The sequence below is a fragment of the Aminobacter sp. Piv2-1 genome (assembly GCF_037625995.1).
Lineage (GTDB): Bacteria > Pseudomonadota > Alphaproteobacteria > Rhizobiales > Rhizobiaceae > Aminobacter.
Genome location: NZ_JARKMU010000011.1, coordinates 126,886 through 144,920, shown reverse-complemented (window position 1 = coordinate 144,920; position 18,035 = coordinate 126,886). Strand labels below are relative to the sequence as shown.

General features: G+C 67.1%; 14 protein-coding genes. 11 read left to right on the top strand and 3 right to left on the bottom strand.

What is annotated here, in order from left to right:
- Position 1 precedes the first annotated feature (1 nt).
- The 5 genes from AmiPiv_RS19845 to AmiPiv_RS19825 are packed head-to-tail and all read left to right on the top strand — an operon-like array spanning position 2 to position 3,913.
- Complete coding sequence (locus tag AmiPiv_RS19845; RefSeq protein WP_340040154.1) at positions 2 to 862, top strand: DUF4150 domain-containing protein; 861 nt, start codon at positions 2 to 4, stop codon at positions 860 to 862.
- 11 nt (positions 863 to 873) lie between these two features.
- Positions 874 to 1,296, top strand: a complete 423-nt coding sequence (locus AmiPiv_RS19840) for a hypothetical protein (RefSeq protein ID WP_340040152.1) — start codon at positions 874 to 876, stop codon at positions 1,294 to 1,296.
- Positions 1,296 to 1,778 carry a hypothetical protein gene (locus AmiPiv_RS19835; RefSeq protein ID WP_340040150.1) on the top strand — a complete coding sequence of 161 codons (483 nt, stop codon included), beginning with the start codon at positions 1,296 to 1,298 and terminating at the stop codon, positions 1,776 to 1,778. Before AmiPiv_RS19840 ends, AmiPiv_RS19835 begins: the two co-directional genes overlap by 1 nt.
- Before the next feature lie 3 nt (positions 1,779 to 1,781).
- On the top strand, positions 1,782 to 2,870 hold the full coding sequence (locus tag AmiPiv_RS19830) for a DUF2169 family type VI secretion system accessory protein (protein WP_340040148.1): 1,089 nt from the start codon (positions 1,782 to 1,784) through the stop codon (positions 2,868 to 2,870).
- Positions 2,867 to 3,913, top strand: coding sequence for a hypothetical protein (locus tag AmiPiv_RS19825; protein WP_340040146.1), 1,047 nt, complete (start codon positions 2,867 to 2,869; stop codon positions 3,911 to 3,913). The genes AmiPiv_RS19830 and AmiPiv_RS19825 overlap by 4 nt, the downstream gene beginning before the upstream one ends.
- A 1-nt stretch (position 3,914) precedes the next feature.
- Here AmiPiv_RS19825 and AmiPiv_RS19820 read toward each other — a convergent pair whose 3' ends face one another.
- Genes AmiPiv_RS19820 through AmiPiv_RS19810 form a run of 3 tightly spaced genes read right to left on the bottom strand, consistent with a single transcriptional unit; the run spans position 3,915 to position 7,847 of the window.
- Positions 3,915 to 5,078, bottom strand: a complete 1,164-nt coding sequence (locus AmiPiv_RS19820; RefSeq protein ID WP_340040144.1) for a hypothetical protein — start codon at positions 5,076 to 5,078, stop codon at positions 3,915 to 3,917.
- Positions 5,079 to 5,086: 8 nt separating this feature from the next.
- Positions 5,087 to 5,509, bottom strand: a complete 423-nt coding sequence (locus AmiPiv_RS19815; protein ID WP_340040142.1) for a DUF6484 domain-containing protein — start codon at positions 5,507 to 5,509, stop codon at positions 5,087 to 5,089.
- Positions 5,510 to 5,519: 10 nt separating this feature from the next.
- Entirely contained in the window at positions 5,520 to 7,847 is a 2,328-nt protein-coding gene (locus AmiPiv_RS19810; protein WP_340040140.1) for a type VI secretion system Vgr family protein, read from the bottom strand.
- 200 nt (positions 7,848 to 8,047) lie between these two features.
- On the opposite strand from AmiPiv_RS19810, the gene tagH reads away from it, so the two are divergent.
- From tagH to AmiPiv_RS19780, 6 genes are all read left to right on the top strand, one after another.
- Positions 8,048 to 9,139, top strand: coding sequence for a type VI secretion system-associated FHA domain protein TagH (gene tagH / locus AmiPiv_RS19805; protein ID WP_340040138.1), 1,092 nt, complete (start codon positions 8,048 to 8,050; stop codon positions 9,137 to 9,139).
- 187 nt (positions 9,140 to 9,326) lie between these two features.
- Positions 9,327 to 10,790 (top strand): type VI secretion system protein TssL, long form, encoded by a 1,464-nt coding sequence (gene tssL, locus AmiPiv_RS19800; protein ID WP_340040136.1) that lies wholly within the window; start codon positions 9,327 to 9,329, stop codon positions 10,788 to 10,790.
- On the top strand, positions 10,787 to 14,320 hold the full coding sequence (gene tssM, locus AmiPiv_RS19795) for a type VI secretion system membrane subunit TssM (RefSeq protein ID WP_340040134.1): 3,534 nt from the start codon (positions 10,787 to 10,789) through the stop codon (positions 14,318 to 14,320). The genes tssL and tssM overlap by 4 nt, the downstream gene beginning before the upstream one ends.
- Before the next feature lie 124 nt (positions 14,321 to 14,444).
- A complete protein-coding gene (locus AmiPiv_RS19790) occupies positions 14,445 to 15,212 on the top strand; it encodes a PP2C family protein-serine/threonine phosphatase (protein ID WP_340040132.1) in 768 nt (255 codons plus the stop codon).
- Positions 15,213 to 15,300: 88 nt separating this feature from the next.
- Positions 15,301 to 15,678: a DUF1036 domain-containing protein gene (locus AmiPiv_RS19785; RefSeq protein ID WP_340040216.1), complete on the top strand. Its 378-nt coding sequence runs from the start codon at positions 15,301 to 15,303 to the stop codon at positions 15,676 to 15,678.
- The gene (locus tag AmiPiv_RS19780; RefSeq protein ID WP_340040130.1) at positions 15,675 to 17,996 is read left to right on the top strand and encodes a M23 family metallopeptidase; all 2,322 of its coding nucleotides are present in this window, start codon (positions 15,675 to 15,677) and stop codon (positions 17,994 to 17,996) included. Before AmiPiv_RS19785 ends, AmiPiv_RS19780 begins: the two co-directional genes overlap by 4 nt.
- The last annotated feature ends 39 nt before the right edge of the window (positions 17,997 to 18,035 follow it).

Sequence of the window (18,035 nt, the reverse complement as noted above, 5' to 3'; positions counted from 1 at the left end):
CATGGCGATCACCGTCTTTGCCGAGAACATGGGCTTCTTCCACAAGGGCAGCAACGGCAAGGGCATTGCACCCGGCGATGTCTGCCTGTCGCCGCCGTCGCCGCCTGCGGGCCCGGTGCCGGTGCCCTATGTCAACATGCTGTCCTCTTCCGACCTGTCCAATGGCACCAAGAGCGTCAAGATCGACGGCGAGCCGACGGCGATCGAGAATTCCTCGGAGATTTCGACGAGCACCGGCAACGAGCCGGCGACGCAGGGCCTCGGCGCCGGCGTCATCACCCACAAGATCAAGGGCAAGGGCGTCTTCAAGCTGTGGTCGTTCACGGTCAAGGCGGAGGGCAAGGGTGTCGACCGCCACGGCGACATGATGGCCCAGAACACGGCCAGCGACATACCCAACTGCATCGACCAGACGGCGATCAACACCTTCAAGGCGCTGCTGAGGCGCAAGGGCATCGCGCCCGGCCCGTGCCCGAGCAAGCCCTATGACGCAGACGTCCACCGGCCGGACAAGGACCCCTCCCCGGCCCAGAAGAAGGCGGTGCGCAACAAGCCATGCTGGGAATGCAAGCGAGACGACAAACGTGTCTCGCGCGCCCACTGGCGCACCGAGCGGTCGAGCACCGGAGCGATCGTGCGCTACGAGGACCCGGTCCACGGAAAGGACATGGCGCGCGGCAAGGGCCATATGACCCACGACCACCAACCGCCGCTGTGCGTGGCCTGGGCGCTTGGCGGGTGCAACATGAAGCTTGCGGATTTCAAGAAGTATTTCGAACGGGCAAGCAGGGTCAAACCTCACTGCGAAGCGCATTACCGCAGCCAGGGAAGCCAGGCGGACGCCTATGCGGCGACGCTTTGAGGGGGCTGGCCATGATTGCGATTGCCAAGAGCTACAACGACATCCAGCAACGCTATATCGCCGAACTGCGCGCGGCCCTGCCCGAGATCAGGGCCTGGTGGAGCGGCGTCGTCGCGGCGGAGGGCTATGATGCGGCCTCGCTGACCTGGCCGACCGGAATTTCCGGACATCCGCGCTTCCTGCACGTCTTCCGAAAGTTCTATTTCGAGATCGAGAACCTGAACCGGAAGAACGAGCACGAATTCGTCGAAGCAGCGGAGAAGGCGCCGGAGGAGAAATGGGGCGTTGACGACATCGGCGACAGCCCCCGCTATGCCGGCCACATAGATCTGCTCATCGACGACATTCCCAGCAAGGCGCCCGACCTGGTCGAGGTCGTCAACGGTTTCGTGTTCGTGCCCGTCGGGCTAGACCAGGACGACGAGATCACCTGATGTCGCTGATCACCTTCTTCGAAACGGAACGCGGCATCCACCGCCTTTTGCGCCAGCCGGGCCATGTCGAGCCCAGGGACGCGAAGGTCGCGGCCCGCAAGCTCGGCGAGAGTTCCGAGCGTCACCAGGCGCTTTTCGACGGGTACCGGGACGATATCCGGACCGCCTACGAGATCGCGGCGCGCTGGTGGGCCAACACGGTCGCCGCGCAGCTGCAACTGGGCCTCAGCCGCGACGCAGCGATCCGCGAAGCCTTCATGAAGCGAGCCGCGGGCGCTGCCGCGCACGGCAACGTGATCTGGATCGTGCGCAACTACTGGCTCGATTGCTGCGAGGTCAACAAGGAGACCGGCAGCGTCGTCTATCCCGAAACCCTGCTGCTGCAATGGCTGGTCGACGCCGAGGAAGATGAATTGGTACGCCTGATCGCCTGCATGCCCTATTGGCCGATCGGCATGGACGCGAACGGCGCGTGGTGCTGAGCCATGAGCTTCGCTGTCTGGCTGGAGAATCGCACCCCCTTTTCAGTCGACTCCTATGCGCTGCCGGACGCGGACGGCCAGGAGGTCTTCCTGGGGCTTTTCTCGGCGAGCTTCAGGGGGGCGGACGAAACGAGCCCCCTGGAACCGGCCGAGGACCAGGTGCCGGTGACGCTCAGCGACGTGTTCTTCGGCGATCCCGCCTGTTCATCGACGCGCTATGAGGCCGACATCGCGGTGGTGAAGCCCGGCATCGACGTCATCGTCAACGGCACGGCATATGCGCCGAACGGCAAGCCGGTTCGCGAAATGCAGGCGGGTGTGAAATTCGGACCGCTGCAGAAGGTGCTCAACGTCGTCGGCGACCGCATCTACGACGCCGGCAGCTACAGCGCCCCGCATCCGTTCGCACGGATGCCCATCGTCTACGAGCGCGCCTATGGCGGAACCACCGCCGACCAGAAGACCGATCCGCGCAATCCGCTGGGCGTGGGTTTCGCCCATGCCCGCTCGGCCGATCCGGCGGTCAGGACGCAGGCGCCGAACATAACCTACCCGGCCGAGCCGTTCACGAGCCCCTCGGACAAGCCGCGGCCGGCGGGTTTCGGGGCGCTGGGGCGCGGGTGGCAGCCGCGCCTGCCGCTGGCGGGGACCTACGACCAGGCCTGGATGGACGCGCAGTGGCCACTGCCGCCGAAGGACTTCGACCCGCGCTACAATCTCGCGGCGCCGGCCGACCAGCAGCTTCCGCATCTGAACGGCGGCGAGCAGGCCACCCTGATCGGGCTCACCCCCGGCGGCCGCTGGAGCTTCAGGCTGCCGCGCGTGGTGGCGCCCATCCGCCTGATCTTCGAGGACCGCGTCGAGGACCAGGTCTTCAGGCCGGACACGATCATCATCGAGCCGGACATGTTGCGGGTGACGCTGAAGGCGCGGGTGGCCGTGACGACGCGGCGCAACCGGCCGGCGCTGCGCGAAATCGTCTTCGGCCATGTCACGCCGGCGCTGATCGCGGCCAAGCTCAAGGGCAAGGACTATATCGCGCTGCGCGGGACAGACGGCACCATCACCGACCGTCCGGCCTGGCTGCCATGAAGCGGCCGACTTATGTCTGCGGCGGCGGTGCCGTGACGCCCGCCGGCCTGAACCGGAGGCAAACGCTGGCCGCGATCCGCGCCGGGATTTCCGCCTTCGAAGAATACCTGCTGGAAGAGCCGATGGGGGAGACGCAGATCGTCTCGCGCATTCCCACCCACTGGTCGCTGAGGAGCACGGACTGGGACTGGCTGGTGAACATGGCGGCGCGCGCCATCACGGATGCGCTTGCGTCGGAGGCGGACCCGCGCTCCAGCGTGCTGATGCTGGCCTTGCCGGAGCAGTTCAGGAACCATGCGGCGTTCGAGGAACGCGATCCCTCGGGCTTCCTGGATGCGGTCGCGCGCGCGTGCGGCGGCCCGTTCCACCCAGCGTCGCGCGCCATCGACGGCGGTGCCGCAGCGAGCATCGGCGTGATTGGCCAGATGGCCGAGATCCTCGCCCAGCCCGGCGTCGAGCGCGTCCTGCTCGGCGGCGTCGACAGCCTGGTCAACGACAGGGACATCGACCGGCTTGCCCAGGCGGGACGCCTCAAAGGCTCCGACAATGCCCAGGGGCTGGTTCCGGGAGAGGCCGCAGCCTTCGTCTGCCTGCAATCGCGGCCTGAGCCGAAGTCGCCGGGCCTCGCCGCCATTCACGGTGCCGGATTCATCCCGGAGGCCGATTCCGTCCTGACGGAACGCTTCAGCCAGGGCAAGGCGCTGCTCGGCTCGCTTCGGGCCGCGCTGAACGGGACCGGGAACGGGCCGCGCGAACCCGATATCGTCTTTGTGGTCAGCAACGGAAATGGCGAGCGCTACAGCGGCTGGGAAGCAAACATCGCGCGGTCGCGTTTCTACCGGACGCGGCGCGAGATCCTGCCCATCGCCTACCCCGCCATGACCGTCGGCGAGACGGGTGCCGCCGGTGGAGCACTCGCCCTGCTGGTCGCGGCCGACAGCTTCACCGCAGGCTATGCGCCCGGTCCGGTCGCCATGTGCGAGGTCGCGTCCGAAGCCGGATTCCGCGCCGCGGCATTGGTCAGCCAGGTCAGGTCCGGCTGACCTACATCCAGGCGGGGAAGCGCCGCGTGCGCCGCCAGTCGGCCAGGGCAAGGCCGGGGTTCTCGAGAGCGGCGCGGAGAGCGTCGAGCCGCTGTCTGCGCATCGAGCGGAACGGGGCATGCCTGGCCGGTCCCCGCCCCTCGTCCCACCACCTGTCCGCACGGTCGGCCACGGCAAGCGGCGTCTCCTCGATCTCGGCGAAACCGTCGCCAAGCGGCGCGGGATCGACGGTGAAGACGTCGGTGTCGTTGAAATCGACCTCGAACAGGTCGCGCCAGGCGAGGCCCGCGGCCCAGGCGGACTGAGGCTCGCGCATGCGTTCGATCAGCCATGGCACCACCGACCTGTCGCCTAACACGCCGATGGCTGCTATGGCCGGCTGGCGCGAGGTCGGCGCGGTCAGGCAGTTCTGGAGCCAGGATCTGGCGGCCGTACGCGACGAGGCGAGCAGGCGCATGTCGAGCACCTCGGCCGAGGCAACGCCTGTCGTAGCGAGCAGTTCGTCCAGAACCGGCAGCGCCATGTGGCCGGCGCCGAGAAGGCATGCTGCAACCGAGGCCGCCTGCCGCTCCCGTGGCTGGTCGGCGGCCAGGCGCTCGCAGACTGCAGCGACCAGATCGCGGCGGCGCATCGCGCCGGCCAGGCGCAGCGCCCGGATCCGGACCTCGGTCTGGCCGTTCGCGATGAGGTCGCCGAGCCTTGGCCCGGGATCGGCACGGTAATGCCAGAGTGCCGCGAGGCCGATGCATTTGAGCATCGTTTCGCGGCTATCGACCCATTTGGCGACGAAGGGCCGGAGTTGTTCGCGCGGCGTTCGCGCTATGGCGCCGGACATGCCCGTGGTGCCGGCCTCGCCCAGCGACGCTGCCGCCTCGATCACCTCGGCAAGCGGCTTTTCCGAGCCCCAATGGAGCGCCAGGCAGGCCATGACGAAAAGTTCCGGGGCTTCCGGATAGTCGGAGAAACGCGCCTTCGCCATGTCCCATGCGGCCTCGCCCGAGGCGAACAGGCCCTCGAGATTGGCATCCAGCCGCTGGTCGATGCGGCCGATGTCGGCTTCGCCCAGAAGCGGCCCGTCGATCTCCCGCCGCCGCCGCGACCAGAGGAAGGCCGCATCCTCGGCGTGCTGCTCGACGATTGCCGGGATCGTGGCGAGGCGCTGCATCGGCTCGGCTAATTCAGGTGGACGGCCGCCCCACGGATGCGGTTCGTGCCCGTCGCATGGCTGTTGAGCTGGGTGCCGCGGATGGAGATACGCCCGTTCTTCTCGAGGATGATGGATGCCAGGCCGCATCTGAGTTCGATGCGGTCTCGCGCGTTCAGGATCACCGTGTCGCCGTCGCGCAGCGCCTCGACCGTTTGCGGATCGCGGCGCGGATCGACGATCCGTCCGACCACGAGCGGCCGGGAGGGGTCGCCCGCCTCGAACAGCAGCGCCACTTCCGAGCCGACGGCGGAGCCGTCGAGGGCGGCGAGACTGCGCGCCTTGAGCGCCTTGTCGCTGGGGTTGCCCACAAAGACCACGAGCGGCTGGTCGCCGTCGAAGCCGATCAAAAGCCCGATGACCACGCCGTCAATTCGCTCCACAACGTCCATCGTCCGGCCCTCAATTGTTGTGAACACTGCTGCCCTTGATCTTGGTCTTGCCGTCGGCCTTGACGTCGATGTCGCCGCTGCCGTCGAGCCTGATGTCCTTGCCCTTGGCGCTGATCGTGCCGTCCTTCTTGAGCACGATGCTGGCGTCGCCGCATTTCAGCGTGATCTCGTCTGCCGCCTCGATGTAGAGCTTCTTGCCGAACTTCATGACGCCGTCTTCGCCGACATTGACGGTGCTCGCCTTGGCGACTTTCAGCGAATAGCCGCCGCCGACCTCGATGCCCTCGTCCGCCGCGATCCTGGCCAGGCGTGCCTTGCCGACCTGCGAGGAGTGGCCGCCGCCCACGGTGAAGCTCTGGTCGGCGCCGATCGTCACCTCCTGGCTGGCGGCGACGGTCCATTTGTCGGAAGCGCCGATCTGGTGGCTCTGGCCCGAGCCGACGCTTACCGAGCGGGTCGCGCCGATGGTGTTGGTCTGCGCAGCACCGACGCTGCGCGTCTCGGTCGCGCCCACGGTGTCGACGCGGGCGGCGCCCACGGTGATCGCCTGGGCGATTGCCACCGTCTGCGCATGATTGGCACCGATGGTCTCGGTCGAATTGGAGCCGATGCTGATGGTCTCGTTGGAGCCGACGGTCAGCGATCGGTTCTTGCCAACGGTCTCGGTATCGTTCGAGCCGATGTCGGTCTTCTGGTCGACGCCGACCTTGACGGTCTTGTTGTTGCCGACGTCCTCATCGAGATTATGGCCGACGGAATGCTTGGCGTCGTGATCGATGCGGTCGGACTGGTCGTGCTGCACGAGCTTGGTGCGATCATGCTTGATCAGCAGCTTGTGGTCCTTCTGCGCCTGGAAATTGACCAGTTCGGAGCCTGCCTTGTCCTCGAACATCAGCTCGTTGTAGCCGCCTCCGCCCTTCGATGAGTCGGACTTCCAGCCCGACTGCGTGGCGTTGCCGGGCAGGCCATAGGGCGGCATCTGGGCGGCGTTGTAAACGCGGCCGGTGATGATGGGCCAATCCGGATCGCCCTCGATGAAGTCGACGATCACCTCCTGGCCGATGCGCGGGATCTGGATGAACCCCCAACTGCTGCCGGCCCAGGTCTGCGACACGCGCACGAAGCAGGAGCTGTTCTGGTCCTTCTTGCCCTCGCGGTCCCAGTGGAACTGCACCTTCACGCGGGCATATTTGTCGGTGAATATCTCCTCGCCCGACGGACCGACCACGGTCGCCGTCTGCGGCCCGCGCATGATCGGGCGCGGCGTGATCCGCGGCGGCCGGTAAGGCAGGCTCGTCGGCGCCACGCCCAGAACCACCGTGAAATTCTCTCCCTCGGTATCGATGCCTGCCCGGTAGTTCGGATCGAACAGCCGGTACTCCGCGCTCAGCACCAGATATTCCTGGTTTTGGTCGTCGCGCGGGAAGTTTTCCAGCTTGAAGGTGCAGCCGGACAAGAGTCCGCGCACAGTGCCGGCGGCGGCAATGCGCTGGTGGACCGCCTGCAATTCCTCGCGGCGGAGCAAGGCGATGGCGTCGCCGCGGCCGACGTCGAGATGGGCGCCGGGCTGCCGGTAATGCTCGCCCGAGGCAAGCTTGTGGCCGAAAGCCTGCTCGGACTTGGCCATCAGGTCGGCGCCGGGCTTCTGGAAGTCATAGTCGGTATGGGCGTAGGCGCCGGGCCGGACGGAGCTGCCGGGCACCCATTCGGTGATGTATTCGACGTCGCGACGCGACGCCTGACCCTCGAAGTGGTAGGGAACCTTTTCGTAGCCGGGCGACGGCTTTAGCTTGCTCATGGCGTCGGCGAGGATCAGCTTGTGCTCGCCGTCGCCGTGCTCGAAGAAATACATGACGCCCTCGTGTTCGAGCAGACGTTGCACGAAATCGAGGTCGCTCTCGTCGTACTGGACGCAATATTCGCGCGAGGGGTAGGAGCCCTGCAGCCGCTTCTCGAACTTCGCCGCACCGTATTTCGAGAAGATCTTCTCGACGATCTCGATGGCCGTCATGTTCTGGAAGATGCGGCAGTCGGTGGTGTTGCCGAGGAACCAGAGCCACGGCCTGACCATGGCCTCGTAATAGGCCAGCCTATCCTCGATGCGGGTAAGGCGAAATTCCGAGATCAGGCCGCTGAACCAGCGCTTTGGGTCGGACTCGCCTTCGACCGAAACGGCGCCGCCAAGCATCTTCAAAGGATCGATGTCAGGGTCGGGGCTGACGAAGCCGACGATATAGCCGAAACAGCGACTCACCTCGTCCCTGCCGGTGAGATGGGTGAAAGTCAACGTATCGGCGCCAAGGGGTGTCCGGACCACTGTCGCACGATCGTTAGCCATGGCGTCGCGCCTCTCCAGGGACGGCCGGACCTTCCCTGGAAGCTTAGCATAAGTTTATCGGGCGGCCAAAATGCCGCTCGCATGGCACCCGATGCGGCCACCTGAAATGCCGCTGTGCTCGACCGGCCGCAAACTGCTAGAATGAAAAGGAGATTTACAACGAGGCTGCTGGCTACCGGAGATCTGGCGGGCAAATTCGGATGTTCATCAGTCTGACTATCGAGAATGTCGACAGGCTGCCGAACGGCGGGCCGATCAGCTTCAGTTCGAACGGCCGAAGTTTCGAAATCGGCCGCGAGCGGCGCGACTGGAACCTGCCCGATCCAAATCTCTTCATCTCGGGCCTGCATTGCCAGGTGCAATTTGACGGCGGCAGCTTCTGGCTGCACGACGTTTCGCGCAACGGCACCTTCGTCAACGGAACGAGCGAGCGCCTGGTCTCGCCCTACCGCCTGTGCGATGGCGACCGCATCTGGATCGGCCGCTACATCGTCGCCGTGTCGATCGAGGACGACCGGCGGGCAGATGCGGTGGCAGCGGGCGAATGGGCTGGTGCGCCGTACCACGGCGGCGGCGATTTCGGCCCCTCGCCGGCGCCGCAATCCGTCGACCCGTTCTTTGCCCCGCCGGCCGCCCGGCCTGCGCCCCCGGCCAGGGCAATGCCCGCCGCGCCGGCAAGACAGGTGCAGCCGGCGCCACAAAGCACCCCTGCCCGGCCACAAGTCGACGCCACGGAGCTGCTCAGGTTGATCGCGGCGGGCGCCGGCGTGGCGCCGGAGGTGTTCACCCAGCGCGACCCGAAGGACGTGGCGGCCGAAATCGGATCGGTGCTGCGCGCGGTCGTCGACGAGCTTGCCCAGCTGCTCAAGGCGCGCGCGGCGGCGAAGGCCTTGGCCAAGAGCAGCCACCGGACCATGATCGGCGGGGTGGACAACAATCCGCTCAAATTCATTCCGCGTGCGGACGAAATCCTCGAGATCATGTTCGCGCGGCGGCATGCCGGCTATCTCGACGCGCGGCGCAGCATCGAAGATGCCTTCCGCGATCTCAAGTCGCACGAAATCGCCACCTACGCCGCCATGCAGGCCGCGCTGTCGCGGTTGCTCGCAGAGCTTTCGCCGGAGGCGATGGAGCGCAAGGCGCCTCCGTCCTTCGTTTCAAAGAAGGGGCGCGCCTGGGATGCCTATGTGGCGACGTGGGAAGCAAAGGAGGACGCTCACGAAAACGGCATGCTCGACGTCTTCCTTGCCTACTTCGCCGAGGCCTACGCCAAGTCTGCCGGCCACAAGTAGCGCCCCGACACCTTCCAGCGTTGCCGGCCGCCGGCGTGCATGCCCGTTGCATCGCCAAATGCTTGCACTACCATGGTTCCGAGCGGCGGGCCGAAGGAGCGAGGATGGCTCACCTCCGGCGCGTGCGGCCTGCGGGACAACGCCGGCTGCAACGCGTCGCCGCCGCGCGAGAACGGGGTGATCGGCGATGAGTTCGAAGGACGATCCTTCCGGCTCCGGCGGCAGGACCATCGTTCGCTCCGCGCCGCATCGTGCAGCGCGGAGCCCAGGCGACGATCGCCCGCCGGCCGCTCCTTCCGATCCGACCATCTTCTATGCAGCCGGCCCGGCGGCGGAGGGTTCGGGCACGGTGTTTCACGGGCCCGCATTTCATGATGGCAACCGGCGGCGGGGTGAGCGTCCCGAGGCGGAGCGATCGCGGCATTCGTCCTACGACGTATACCAGAGCATCGATTTTCCGGCTTCGAACCCGCTCATCGCAGCAGCGGCACCGCTGCTGATGATGCTCGGCCGCTTGCGCATTGCCGGTCCCGAGGCGGGCGCCGAGGAACTGGGCCGACAGCTGGGCGAACTCGTCGACACCTTCGACCACAGGGCGGCGGAAGCCGATGTCACCGACGAAGACGCCCGCATCGCCAGGTATGCGCTCTGCGAAACCGCCGACGACATCGCGAGCAACCTGCCCGGCATCGGAAAGGACGCCTGGCAGCCGCACAGCCTGCTGTGGCGCTTCTACCAGCTCGAAGCGCCCGGCAACGGCTTCCTGGACGCCCTCAACACCGTGCTCGGCGCTCCGGACGAGCGGTGCGACCTGCTCGAACTGATGCATGCCTGCCTGTCGCTGGGCTTCGAGGGGCCCTATCGCGGCACGGCGCGGGGCGGACAGAGCCTCGAGCCGGTTCGGCAGGACGTGTTCAACGCGCTCCGCTACTTCAAGCCGCGCGACGGAATCGAATTGTCGCCTCGCTGGCAGGGCCTGTCGACGGCTGCGGCGAGGCGTTCCCGGCGGCTGCCCTTGTGGGCGATCGCCGCGGCTACCATCGCTGCCGTCGCCGGCGCATTCTTCTGGATGCGGGCGGAAGTCACCGACGAAGGCGAGGCCCTCGCCGGCCGGCTGCTTGCGCTCACGCCCTCCGTTCCGGTGACCATCGAGCGGGCGACGCCGGCGCCGCCGGCGGAGGAAGAGCCCGCGCCACCCGTCACCTCGCAGATCGAGCGCATCCGCGGCACGCTCGCCCCCGACATCGAAAGCGGCGCGCTGAAGGTCGATCCCAGGGGGGACTTCATCATAGTGGCCATCGACAACCGGCTGCTGTTCGAGCCCGGCGGCGCCGACACGAAGCCGGAATTCGGGCCGGTGGCGGGGCGGATCGGTGCTGCGCTGCAGTCCGAACAGGGACCGATCCGCATCGTCGGGCACACCGACAATCTGCGGCCGGGGCGGACGAGCCCGTTCAAATCCAACTACGACCTCTCGGTCGCCCGCGCGCAGGCGGTGGCGGCATTGCTCGCGCCGCTCGTCGGCGACCCGTCGCGCATTGCGGTCGAGGGCAAGGGCGAAGACGAGCCGATCGCGGACAACGCCTTGTCGGAGGGCCGGGCCAAGAATCGGCGCGTCGACGTCATGATCCGCAGGGAGACCAGCCAGTGAGCGCGCGCCGCAGCCCGAAGGCACAGGCGCCCGCGAACTGGCTGATGCCGGCGATCAGCATGCTTGCTCTCGCTGCCCTCGCCGCAGCCGTCTGGTATGCGGGGCCGCTGATCGGTTTCGGCGAAGCGCGACCGCTCGGCTCGGCGTGGGTGCGCCTTTTGCTCATCGGCGCGGCGATCGCCTTGCTGGGCGCCTACCGGCTGTTTCGCCTGTTCAGGGCTCGCGAGGCGCAGCGTGCGCTGGAAGCGGCGGCTTCGCGCACTTCCGATGTCGAAGGCGATGCGCGAGCGCTGGAAAGGGGCATGCAGGATGCCATCGCGAAGCTGAAGCGGGCCAGCGGCAGGAGCAACTTCCTCTACGAGGTCCCATGGTATCTCGTCATCGGTCCCCCGGCGGTGGGCAAGACGACCGCGCTGGTCAATTCCGGACTGAATTTTCCCCTGGCGGTGTCCGGCACGGCCCAGCCGGTGCCCGGCGTCGGCGGCACGCGCAACTGCGACTGGTGGTTCACCGACAGCGCCGTGCTGATCGACACCGCCGGGCGCTACGCAACGCAGGATTCCGATCCGGAGCGCGATCGCGGCGACTGGCTGGCCTTCCTGTCGCTGCTCAAGCAGCACCGCGCCGTGCAGCCGATCAACGGCGTCATCGTCGCCATCAGCCTCTCCGACCTGATGCTCGCCGGCGGCCAGGAAGCGGAGGCTCGCGCGATCGAGATCAGAAACCGCCTGCAGGAAATGGGCGACACGCTGAAGATCAGCTTCCCGGTCTATGTGCTCTTCACCAAGGCCGACCTGATCGCCGGGTTCATGGACTATTTCGGCGATTTTGACGAGCGACGCAGGCAAGCGGTGTGGGGGGCGACCTTCCAGGGCGCCGAGCGATCGAGAAGCCTGCCCGGCGACGTGCCGGGCGAGTTCCGTGCGCTCGTCCAGCGCCTCGGGGAAGAGCTGCCGGACCGGCTGCAGGACGAGGCCGATCCGGTGTCGCGGATCGCGATCTTCGGCTTTCCGGCGCAGTTCGCCTCGCTCGAACCGAACTGCAGTGACTTCCTCGCGACTGTCTTTGCGAACGGGCAGCAGGCCGGCGCCATCCTGCGCGGCTTCTATTTCTCCTCGGGCACCCAGGAGGGCACGCCGATCGACCGCGTGCTGGGGGCGATGGAAAGAGGCTTCGCCGACGCGCCGCGGCCGCAGCTCTCCGGGACGGGCAAGAGTTTTTTCCTGCACGACCTGCTCGCCAAGGTGGTCTTCGGCGAGTCCGGCTGGGTGTCGTTCGATGGTTCGGCCGACAGGCGCGCGCGACTCGGGCGCTCGTTTGCCATCGGCGGGATCGCGATTGCGGCATTGGCAGCGCTCGGGGTTCTGGGGGCAAGCTTCAAGGCCAATCGCGACCTGATCCAACGCACCGAGCAGGCGACGGAGCAGTTCAAGGCTACCGCCGAGGCCCAGCTTGCGGCTGCAACCGTGGCGGATGCGGACATGGGCACGGTGATCGACGCGCTGGAGGCCGTCCGCAATCTTCCCGTCGGCTACGAGACCCGCGAGCAGGCCGTACCGGCGCGGGAAACGCTCGGCCTCAGCCAGCGCGAGCGGCTGCAGTCCGCCTCGGTGAGCGCCTACAGGCAGGCGCTGGAGCGCTTGTTCCGGCCCAGGCTGCTCGTCCATCTGGAGCAAATCATCGCCGAGCGGATGAACGATCCCGCCGCGCTCTACGAGCCGCTGAAGACCTACCTGATGCTGGGCGGCAGCGCGCCCCGCAACGACGACGAGGCGGTGGTCGCGTGGCTGACCAGCGACTGGGAACGGAACCTCTATCCCGGCCCGCAGAACCGCGACGGCCGGATGGCGCTCGAACGGCACCTTCGCGCCATGCTGGCGCTCGACGATGCCTATGGCCCGTCGGTCGCGCTCGACCGGCAGCTGGTGGAGGCGGCGCAGCGTTCGCTCGGTCGGATGACGGTGGCCGACCGGGCCGCGGCGCTGCTCCAGGCTTCGACGTCGGCGAAGGTGCCGGAGGATTTTTCCGTTTCGAGCCGCAGCGGCCCGGAGGCCTCGCTGGTGTTCGAGACCGTCGACGGCAGCAATTTCGCCGGCCTGCGCGTCCCGGGCATCTACACCTATGCCGGCTTCCACGACGTCTACCTCGAGCAACTCTCCGGCATCGCCGGGCAGCTTCAGGACGACGGCTGGGTGATTGGTGCGGGCGGCGAGCAGGGCGACATCGAACGGGACCTCTTGCGGCTCGGCCCGGAGCTTCTCGATCGCTACAGCGCCGACTTCGCCAAGGCCTGGAACGACGTCCTCGACCGGCTGAAATTCAAGCCACTGGCCGCAGACAAGCCTGACTACCTGGCGCTGTCGGCGGCGGGCGCGCCCAACTCGCCGCTCGCACAGCTGTTCGAGGCGATCGCCCGGGAAACCGCCCTGACCCGCAACGCGCCAGCCATGGACGCGGCGCGCGTCGAGGGTCTGGCCCGCATCGGCATCGAGGTCGCCGGTCAGAAGTCGGCGAACCGTGCCGGCACTGCTGCGCAACCGGGACAGGTGCTGGGCGCCAACATCGAAGCGCAGTTCCGGCCGTTCCAGCTCCTGGTCGATGGCCGCCCGGGGCAGCGGCCCATCGACACCCTGATCCAGAACTTCCGCGCCATCCAGCAGAGCCTTGCGATATCGGCCGCAGCACCTGCCCAGGCCGGCCAGGCGAACGCCAACCTGCGCATGCAGATCTCCAACCTCGGCATCAACGCATCCCGCCTGCCGAAGGCGCTGGCGCGGATGGTCCGCGCTGCCGCCGACGAGTTCGAGGTCGACGTGGCCTCGGCCTCGGTCGCCCAGCTGGACAGCACGCTCAAGGAAACGGTCAGCGCCGCCTGCGACCAGGCCATCGCCAACCGCTTTCCCTTCGCTGCCGGCGCCGCGGACGAGGTGCCGATCGCGGACTTCACCAGGCTTTTCGCCCCCGGCGGCATCATGGACCGTTTTTTTGCCCAGAATCTCGCGCCGCTCGCCGACACCTCTGGGACCGAATGGTCGTGGAGGCAGGATACCCCCACTAGTCGTGGGCTATCGGCAGCGAGCCTGAAGCAGTTCCAGAGGGCTGCCGCGATCAGGGATGCGTTCTTTCCACTCGGCGGATCGATGCCGTCGGTCAACCTCACCTTCACGCCGTTTTCGCTGCACACCGATGCCGACATGGCCCTGCTCGACGTGAACGGCCAGGTCGTGCAGAGCTACCAGAGCGGCAGCACAGCGGGCGTGGTGACATGGCCGGGCAGCATGCAGGCCGGAACGGCCCATCTCAGCCTGACGCCGGAGCTGCCGGGGCGCGAGTCCGCCCTCAAGTTCGAGGGCCCCTGGGCCCTGAAGCGCCTGCTCGACACAGCGACCGCGACGCCGACCGGAGATGACGTCGAGTTGCGCTTCGTGATCGGGGGGCGCGACGTCGCCTATCGGCTGCAGACGAACCCGCCAGGCAATCCGTTCGCGCTGCCGGCCTTTTCCGAGTTCAGCTGTCCGGACGGCCTGTGAACCCGCCAATGGGGGTACCGGCCGGACTGCTGATTTCGATATTCCATTCCCCGCCTCTGTGGCAGAGTGGTTACGCGCGTGGGAGATCGTACCGTAGAGGGGCGCCCGAAAAGCGCCGACGCAATTGACCGATGTCGCCCTCCTCTTCGAGAGCTTCGGCGTAAGCCACCAGGGCTGCGTCCGCCAGACCAATGAAGACAGCTATCTGATCGAGCCGCGCAGCGGCCTGTGGGTGGTCGCCGACGGAATGGGCGGCCACGACGCGGGCGAGATCGCCTCGGCCTGCATCGTCGACCACCTCGCGACCATCGGCATCGCCTCCTCTGCACCCGACCTGCGCGCCCGTTTCGAGGACCGGCTGCGGCAGGCGCATGCCGAAATCCGCCAGATTTCCGCCAAGCGCGGCGTCACCATCGGCTCCACGGTCGCCGCCCTGCTGGCCATGGACGGCAAGTTCGCCGGACTGTGGCTCGGCGACAGCCGGCTTTACCTGGTGCGCGACGGGTCGATCGTGCAGGTCTCGCACGACCACACCGAAGTACAGGAACTGGTGGACCGCGGCGCGATCACGCCCGAAGAGGCGCGAAGCTGGCCGCGTCGCAACGTGATCACCCGGGCGATCGGCGTCAGCGACGACATCAGGGTGGATTTCCGCCAGGGCGACATCCACCCCGGCGACGTGTTCGTGCTTGGGACCGACGGGCTCACCGCGCATGTGTCGGACGCCGAGATCGCATCGGCGGCGAACTCCGCCGGGCCGCAGGCTGCCTGCGAAGAGCTGCTGGCAAAGGTTCTGGAGCGCGGCGGAACCGACAATGTGACCATCGTGCTGGTGCGGATGCGGGGCGCAAGGGACAGTGCTGAGACCAAGCCTTCGGAGGGAGGCCGCTAGGGGCTGGCGGCGGCAGACCGAAACGTCCAGGCCGGCAGCTGAAGGCCGGCTGCTCCGATTCGGATTAGCACGTGCCGCCATCGCCTTGATGTTGTTGTGGTTTCCAACCAGGGCCGAAGCCGAGTTCACGGTCTGCAACCAGACGCTCGACGTGGTCAACCTGGCCGTCGGCCAGGAGGTCGAGGGCGCATTCCAGACCGACGGGTGGTGGACCATCGGCGCCAACCAGTGCGTCAACGTCATCCGCGAGGAACTGACCAACCGCTACATCTACGTCTACGCGACCGACGTCTTCGGCAATGCCATCGTTGCCGGCACGACCGACATGTGCGTCGAGCGCCGGCGTTTCACCATTCGCGGCATCGAGGAGTGCTGGCTGCGCGGGCACATCGCGGCGCGGTTCCAGGAGGTCGACACGCAGGCCCAGGTCCGGTGGACCTACTTCCTCACCGGTGCCTCGCCATGACGCATGGCATCGACTCCAGCTTTCGGACGCGCAAGCAGGACCGTGCCGCCAGGAAGCGGCGGGCGCGCTGGCGGCGGGCGCTGGCGGCGGTCGCAGCCTTGGCGCTGGTCGCTGTCGTCGCCGCGATCTATCTGTTTTCCGGCTATCTGCAGCCGGTCGAGGAATATGAAGGCGACCTGCAGGTTTCCGAGGATGCGGACATCGTTCCCGCCGATGCCCCCGTCTATGTGCCTGCCATCGTCGACCTGGCCGGTGATCCAATGTGGATCAACCTCGCACGCGAGGCGGGCACCGACACGAAGCGGCGCAGCATCGCGAGGCCGGCCGACCTGCGGGAGGACGGGATATCGCCCCGGATCGAGTTTCTCTCCGACGCGATGCTGAGTTCGAGCGAGCGCTTCATGACGGCGATTCCGTCGTCGCAGGAGGATTTCGCGTTTTTCCAGGCGCAAAGAGGTTCTCCCGCCCAACCTGCGCCTCCCGACGCGGGCATGCCTGAAGACGAGGCCTCGCAGCCGGGCGATGCCGAGGCGGATGCCGGCCCGGACTCGGACCTGGGCGCCGGCTGGGGCGAGACGATCGACGAGGGCGAAGCCGCCCTGCCCGCCTTCCAGAAGACGGCGGTCGAAAACAACACGAGCGTGGCGGCGGTCGCATCGGAACAAGACCGCTTCGAGGCGACAGAGGACATCTTCGTCAAGGTTCTGTCCGAGCGGAGCCTCGACAGCGTGATCGCGGAGGCGAAATTTGCCGCCGACGAGGCGACGCTGGCAGGCGCCTCGCTGAAATCGCTGTTCGGTATGGAGAAGCTCGAGCCGGGCTATGTCGTGGCCATGCGCGGTTTCAGGCCCCGGCGCAATGCCGCTCTGGCCCTCATGCAGGTCTCCATATACGCCAGGAACAGGTTCGTCGGTACGCTGGCGCGCGCCTCGACCGGACAATTCGCCTCCGGTGTCGATCCGTGGGTGCGCGACGACCTTTTCAACTACTCGGGCGCCCCGGACACAAGTGGGCGCAAGCGCCAGTATCGGCTGCTCGATGCCATCTATTCGACAGCCGCCCGCAATCAGGTGCCGACGGGCGTGCTTGGCGAGGCCATCATGTATCTCTCGCGCGGCGAAGACCTGAACGCCTTCGCGAGCGAGGACCAGCGCCTCGTGCTGATGTATTCGGACACCGCCCGCGGCAAGGACGGGCTGAGCGGCAGGGTGCTCTATGTCGGCGTGCGCGGCGCGGGCAAGAGCCTGGAATGCTTTGTCTTCCAGCAGTCCGACGGGCAGTTCGCCTGCGTGAGCCAGAACGACCAGGTTCGCTCGCTGGCGGCCACGAGCGGCCTGTTCACCCCGGTGAAGGGCGTGATGACCTCGACCTTCGGCCCACGCATGCACCCCATCCTCAAGACCGTCCGCATCCACAAGGGCGTGGACTGGGCAGCGCCCGTCGGCACCCCGGTCGCCGCCGCCTTTGATGGCCAGGTCGTCTTCGAGGGCGACGGAAAGGGCTACGGCAACCTTGTCCGTATTGCCCATGCCGGCAACCGCGAGACCCGCTATGCCCACATGCAGCGCTTCGCGGCCGGAGTTGGCGTCGGTTCATCGGTGAAGGCCGGCGACGTCATCGGCTATGTGGGTACCACGGGCCTGTCGACCGGGCCGCACCTGCATTTCGAGCTCTACCAGGACGCACAGGCCGTTGACCCGCTCGGCAACGTCACGGTCGTGGCCACGGACGACTCGGCCATCGAACTGCTCACCGACCGCATCGTCCGCGTCGAGAGCGGAGGCAGCGCCACCGCCAAGAACCCCCTCTCCTCGGCGACCGGCCTAGGCCAGTTCATCAGCAAGACCTGGCTGCGGATGATCAATACCTATCGGCCCGACCTCGCCAAATCGCTTTCGACCGAGGAGTTGCTGGCGCTGCGGTACGATCCGACGATCTCACGTGAAATGGTGCGCAACCTGGCGCGGGAGGGCGAGGCCTACCTCAAGGCGCGCGGCCACCAGATCACGGCCGGGCGGCTCTATCTGGCGCATTTCCTCGGCATGGAGGGCGCGAACCAGGTACTGTCCGCGCCGCAGGAGGCCATGCTGGTAGACCTGCTGGGAGCGAGCGTCATCAAGGCGAATCCGTTCCTGACCGGCAAGAACGCCAGCTACGTCGTGGCATGGGCAGAAAAGAAGATGCGCGGCAGGGCACCGCCGACACAGCCCACTGCGACCAGTCCCCCGGTGCAGGAAATCCGCCAGACCTCGCCGGAGTTCGAGAAATACAAGGAGGTCATCACGGCAACCCTCACGCTTGCCGAGAACGCGCTTTGAGCCTGCGGTGCGATCTCGTTGGCAAGGCTCAGCCGCCCT

Bases quoted from the DNA above. Each gene is read 5' to 3' on its own strand.
- AmiPiv_RS19845 (WP_340040154.1), top strand. From the start codon at position 2: ATGGCGATCACCGTCTTTGCCGAGAACATGGGCTTCTTCCACAAGGGC.
- AmiPiv_RS19840 (WP_340040152.1), top strand. From the start codon at position 874: ATGATTGCGATTGCCAAGAGCTACAACGACATCCAGCAACGCTATATC.
- AmiPiv_RS19835 (WP_340040150.1), top strand. From the start codon at position 1,296: ATGTCGCTGATCACCTTCTTCGAAACGGAACGCGGCATCCACCGCCTT.
- AmiPiv_RS19830 (WP_340040148.1), top strand. From the start codon at position 1,782: ATGAGCTTCGCTGTCTGGCTGGAGAATCGCACCCCCTTTTCAGTCGAC.
- AmiPiv_RS19825 (WP_340040146.1), top strand. From the start codon at position 2,867: ATGAAGCGGCCGACTTATGTCTGCGGCGGCGGTGCCGTGACGCCCGCC.
- AmiPiv_RS19820 (WP_340040144.1), bottom strand. From the start codon at position 5,078: ATGCAGCGCCTCGCCACGATCCCGGCAATCGTCGAGCAGCACGCCGAG.
- AmiPiv_RS19815 (WP_340040142.1), bottom strand. From the start codon at position 5,509: ATGGACGTTGTGGAGCGAATTGACGGCGTGGTCATCGGGCTTTTGATC.
- AmiPiv_RS19810 (WP_340040140.1), bottom strand. From the start codon at position 7,847: ATGGCTAACGATCGTGCGACAGTGGTCCGGACACCCCTTGGCGCCGAT.
- tagH (WP_340040138.1), top strand. From the start codon at position 8,048: ATGTTCATCAGTCTGACTATCGAGAATGTCGACAGGCTGCCGAACGGC.
- tssL (WP_340040136.1), top strand. From the start codon at position 9,327: ATGAGTTCGAAGGACGATCCTTCCGGCTCCGGCGGCAGGACCATCGTT.
- AmiPiv_RS19785 (WP_340040216.1), top strand. From the start codon at position 15,301: ATGTTGTTGTGGTTTCCAACCAGGGCCGAAGCCGAGTTCACGGTCTGC.
- AmiPiv_RS19780 (WP_340040130.1), top strand. From the start codon at position 15,675: ATGACGCATGGCATCGACTCCAGCTTTCGGACGCGCAAGCAGGACCGT.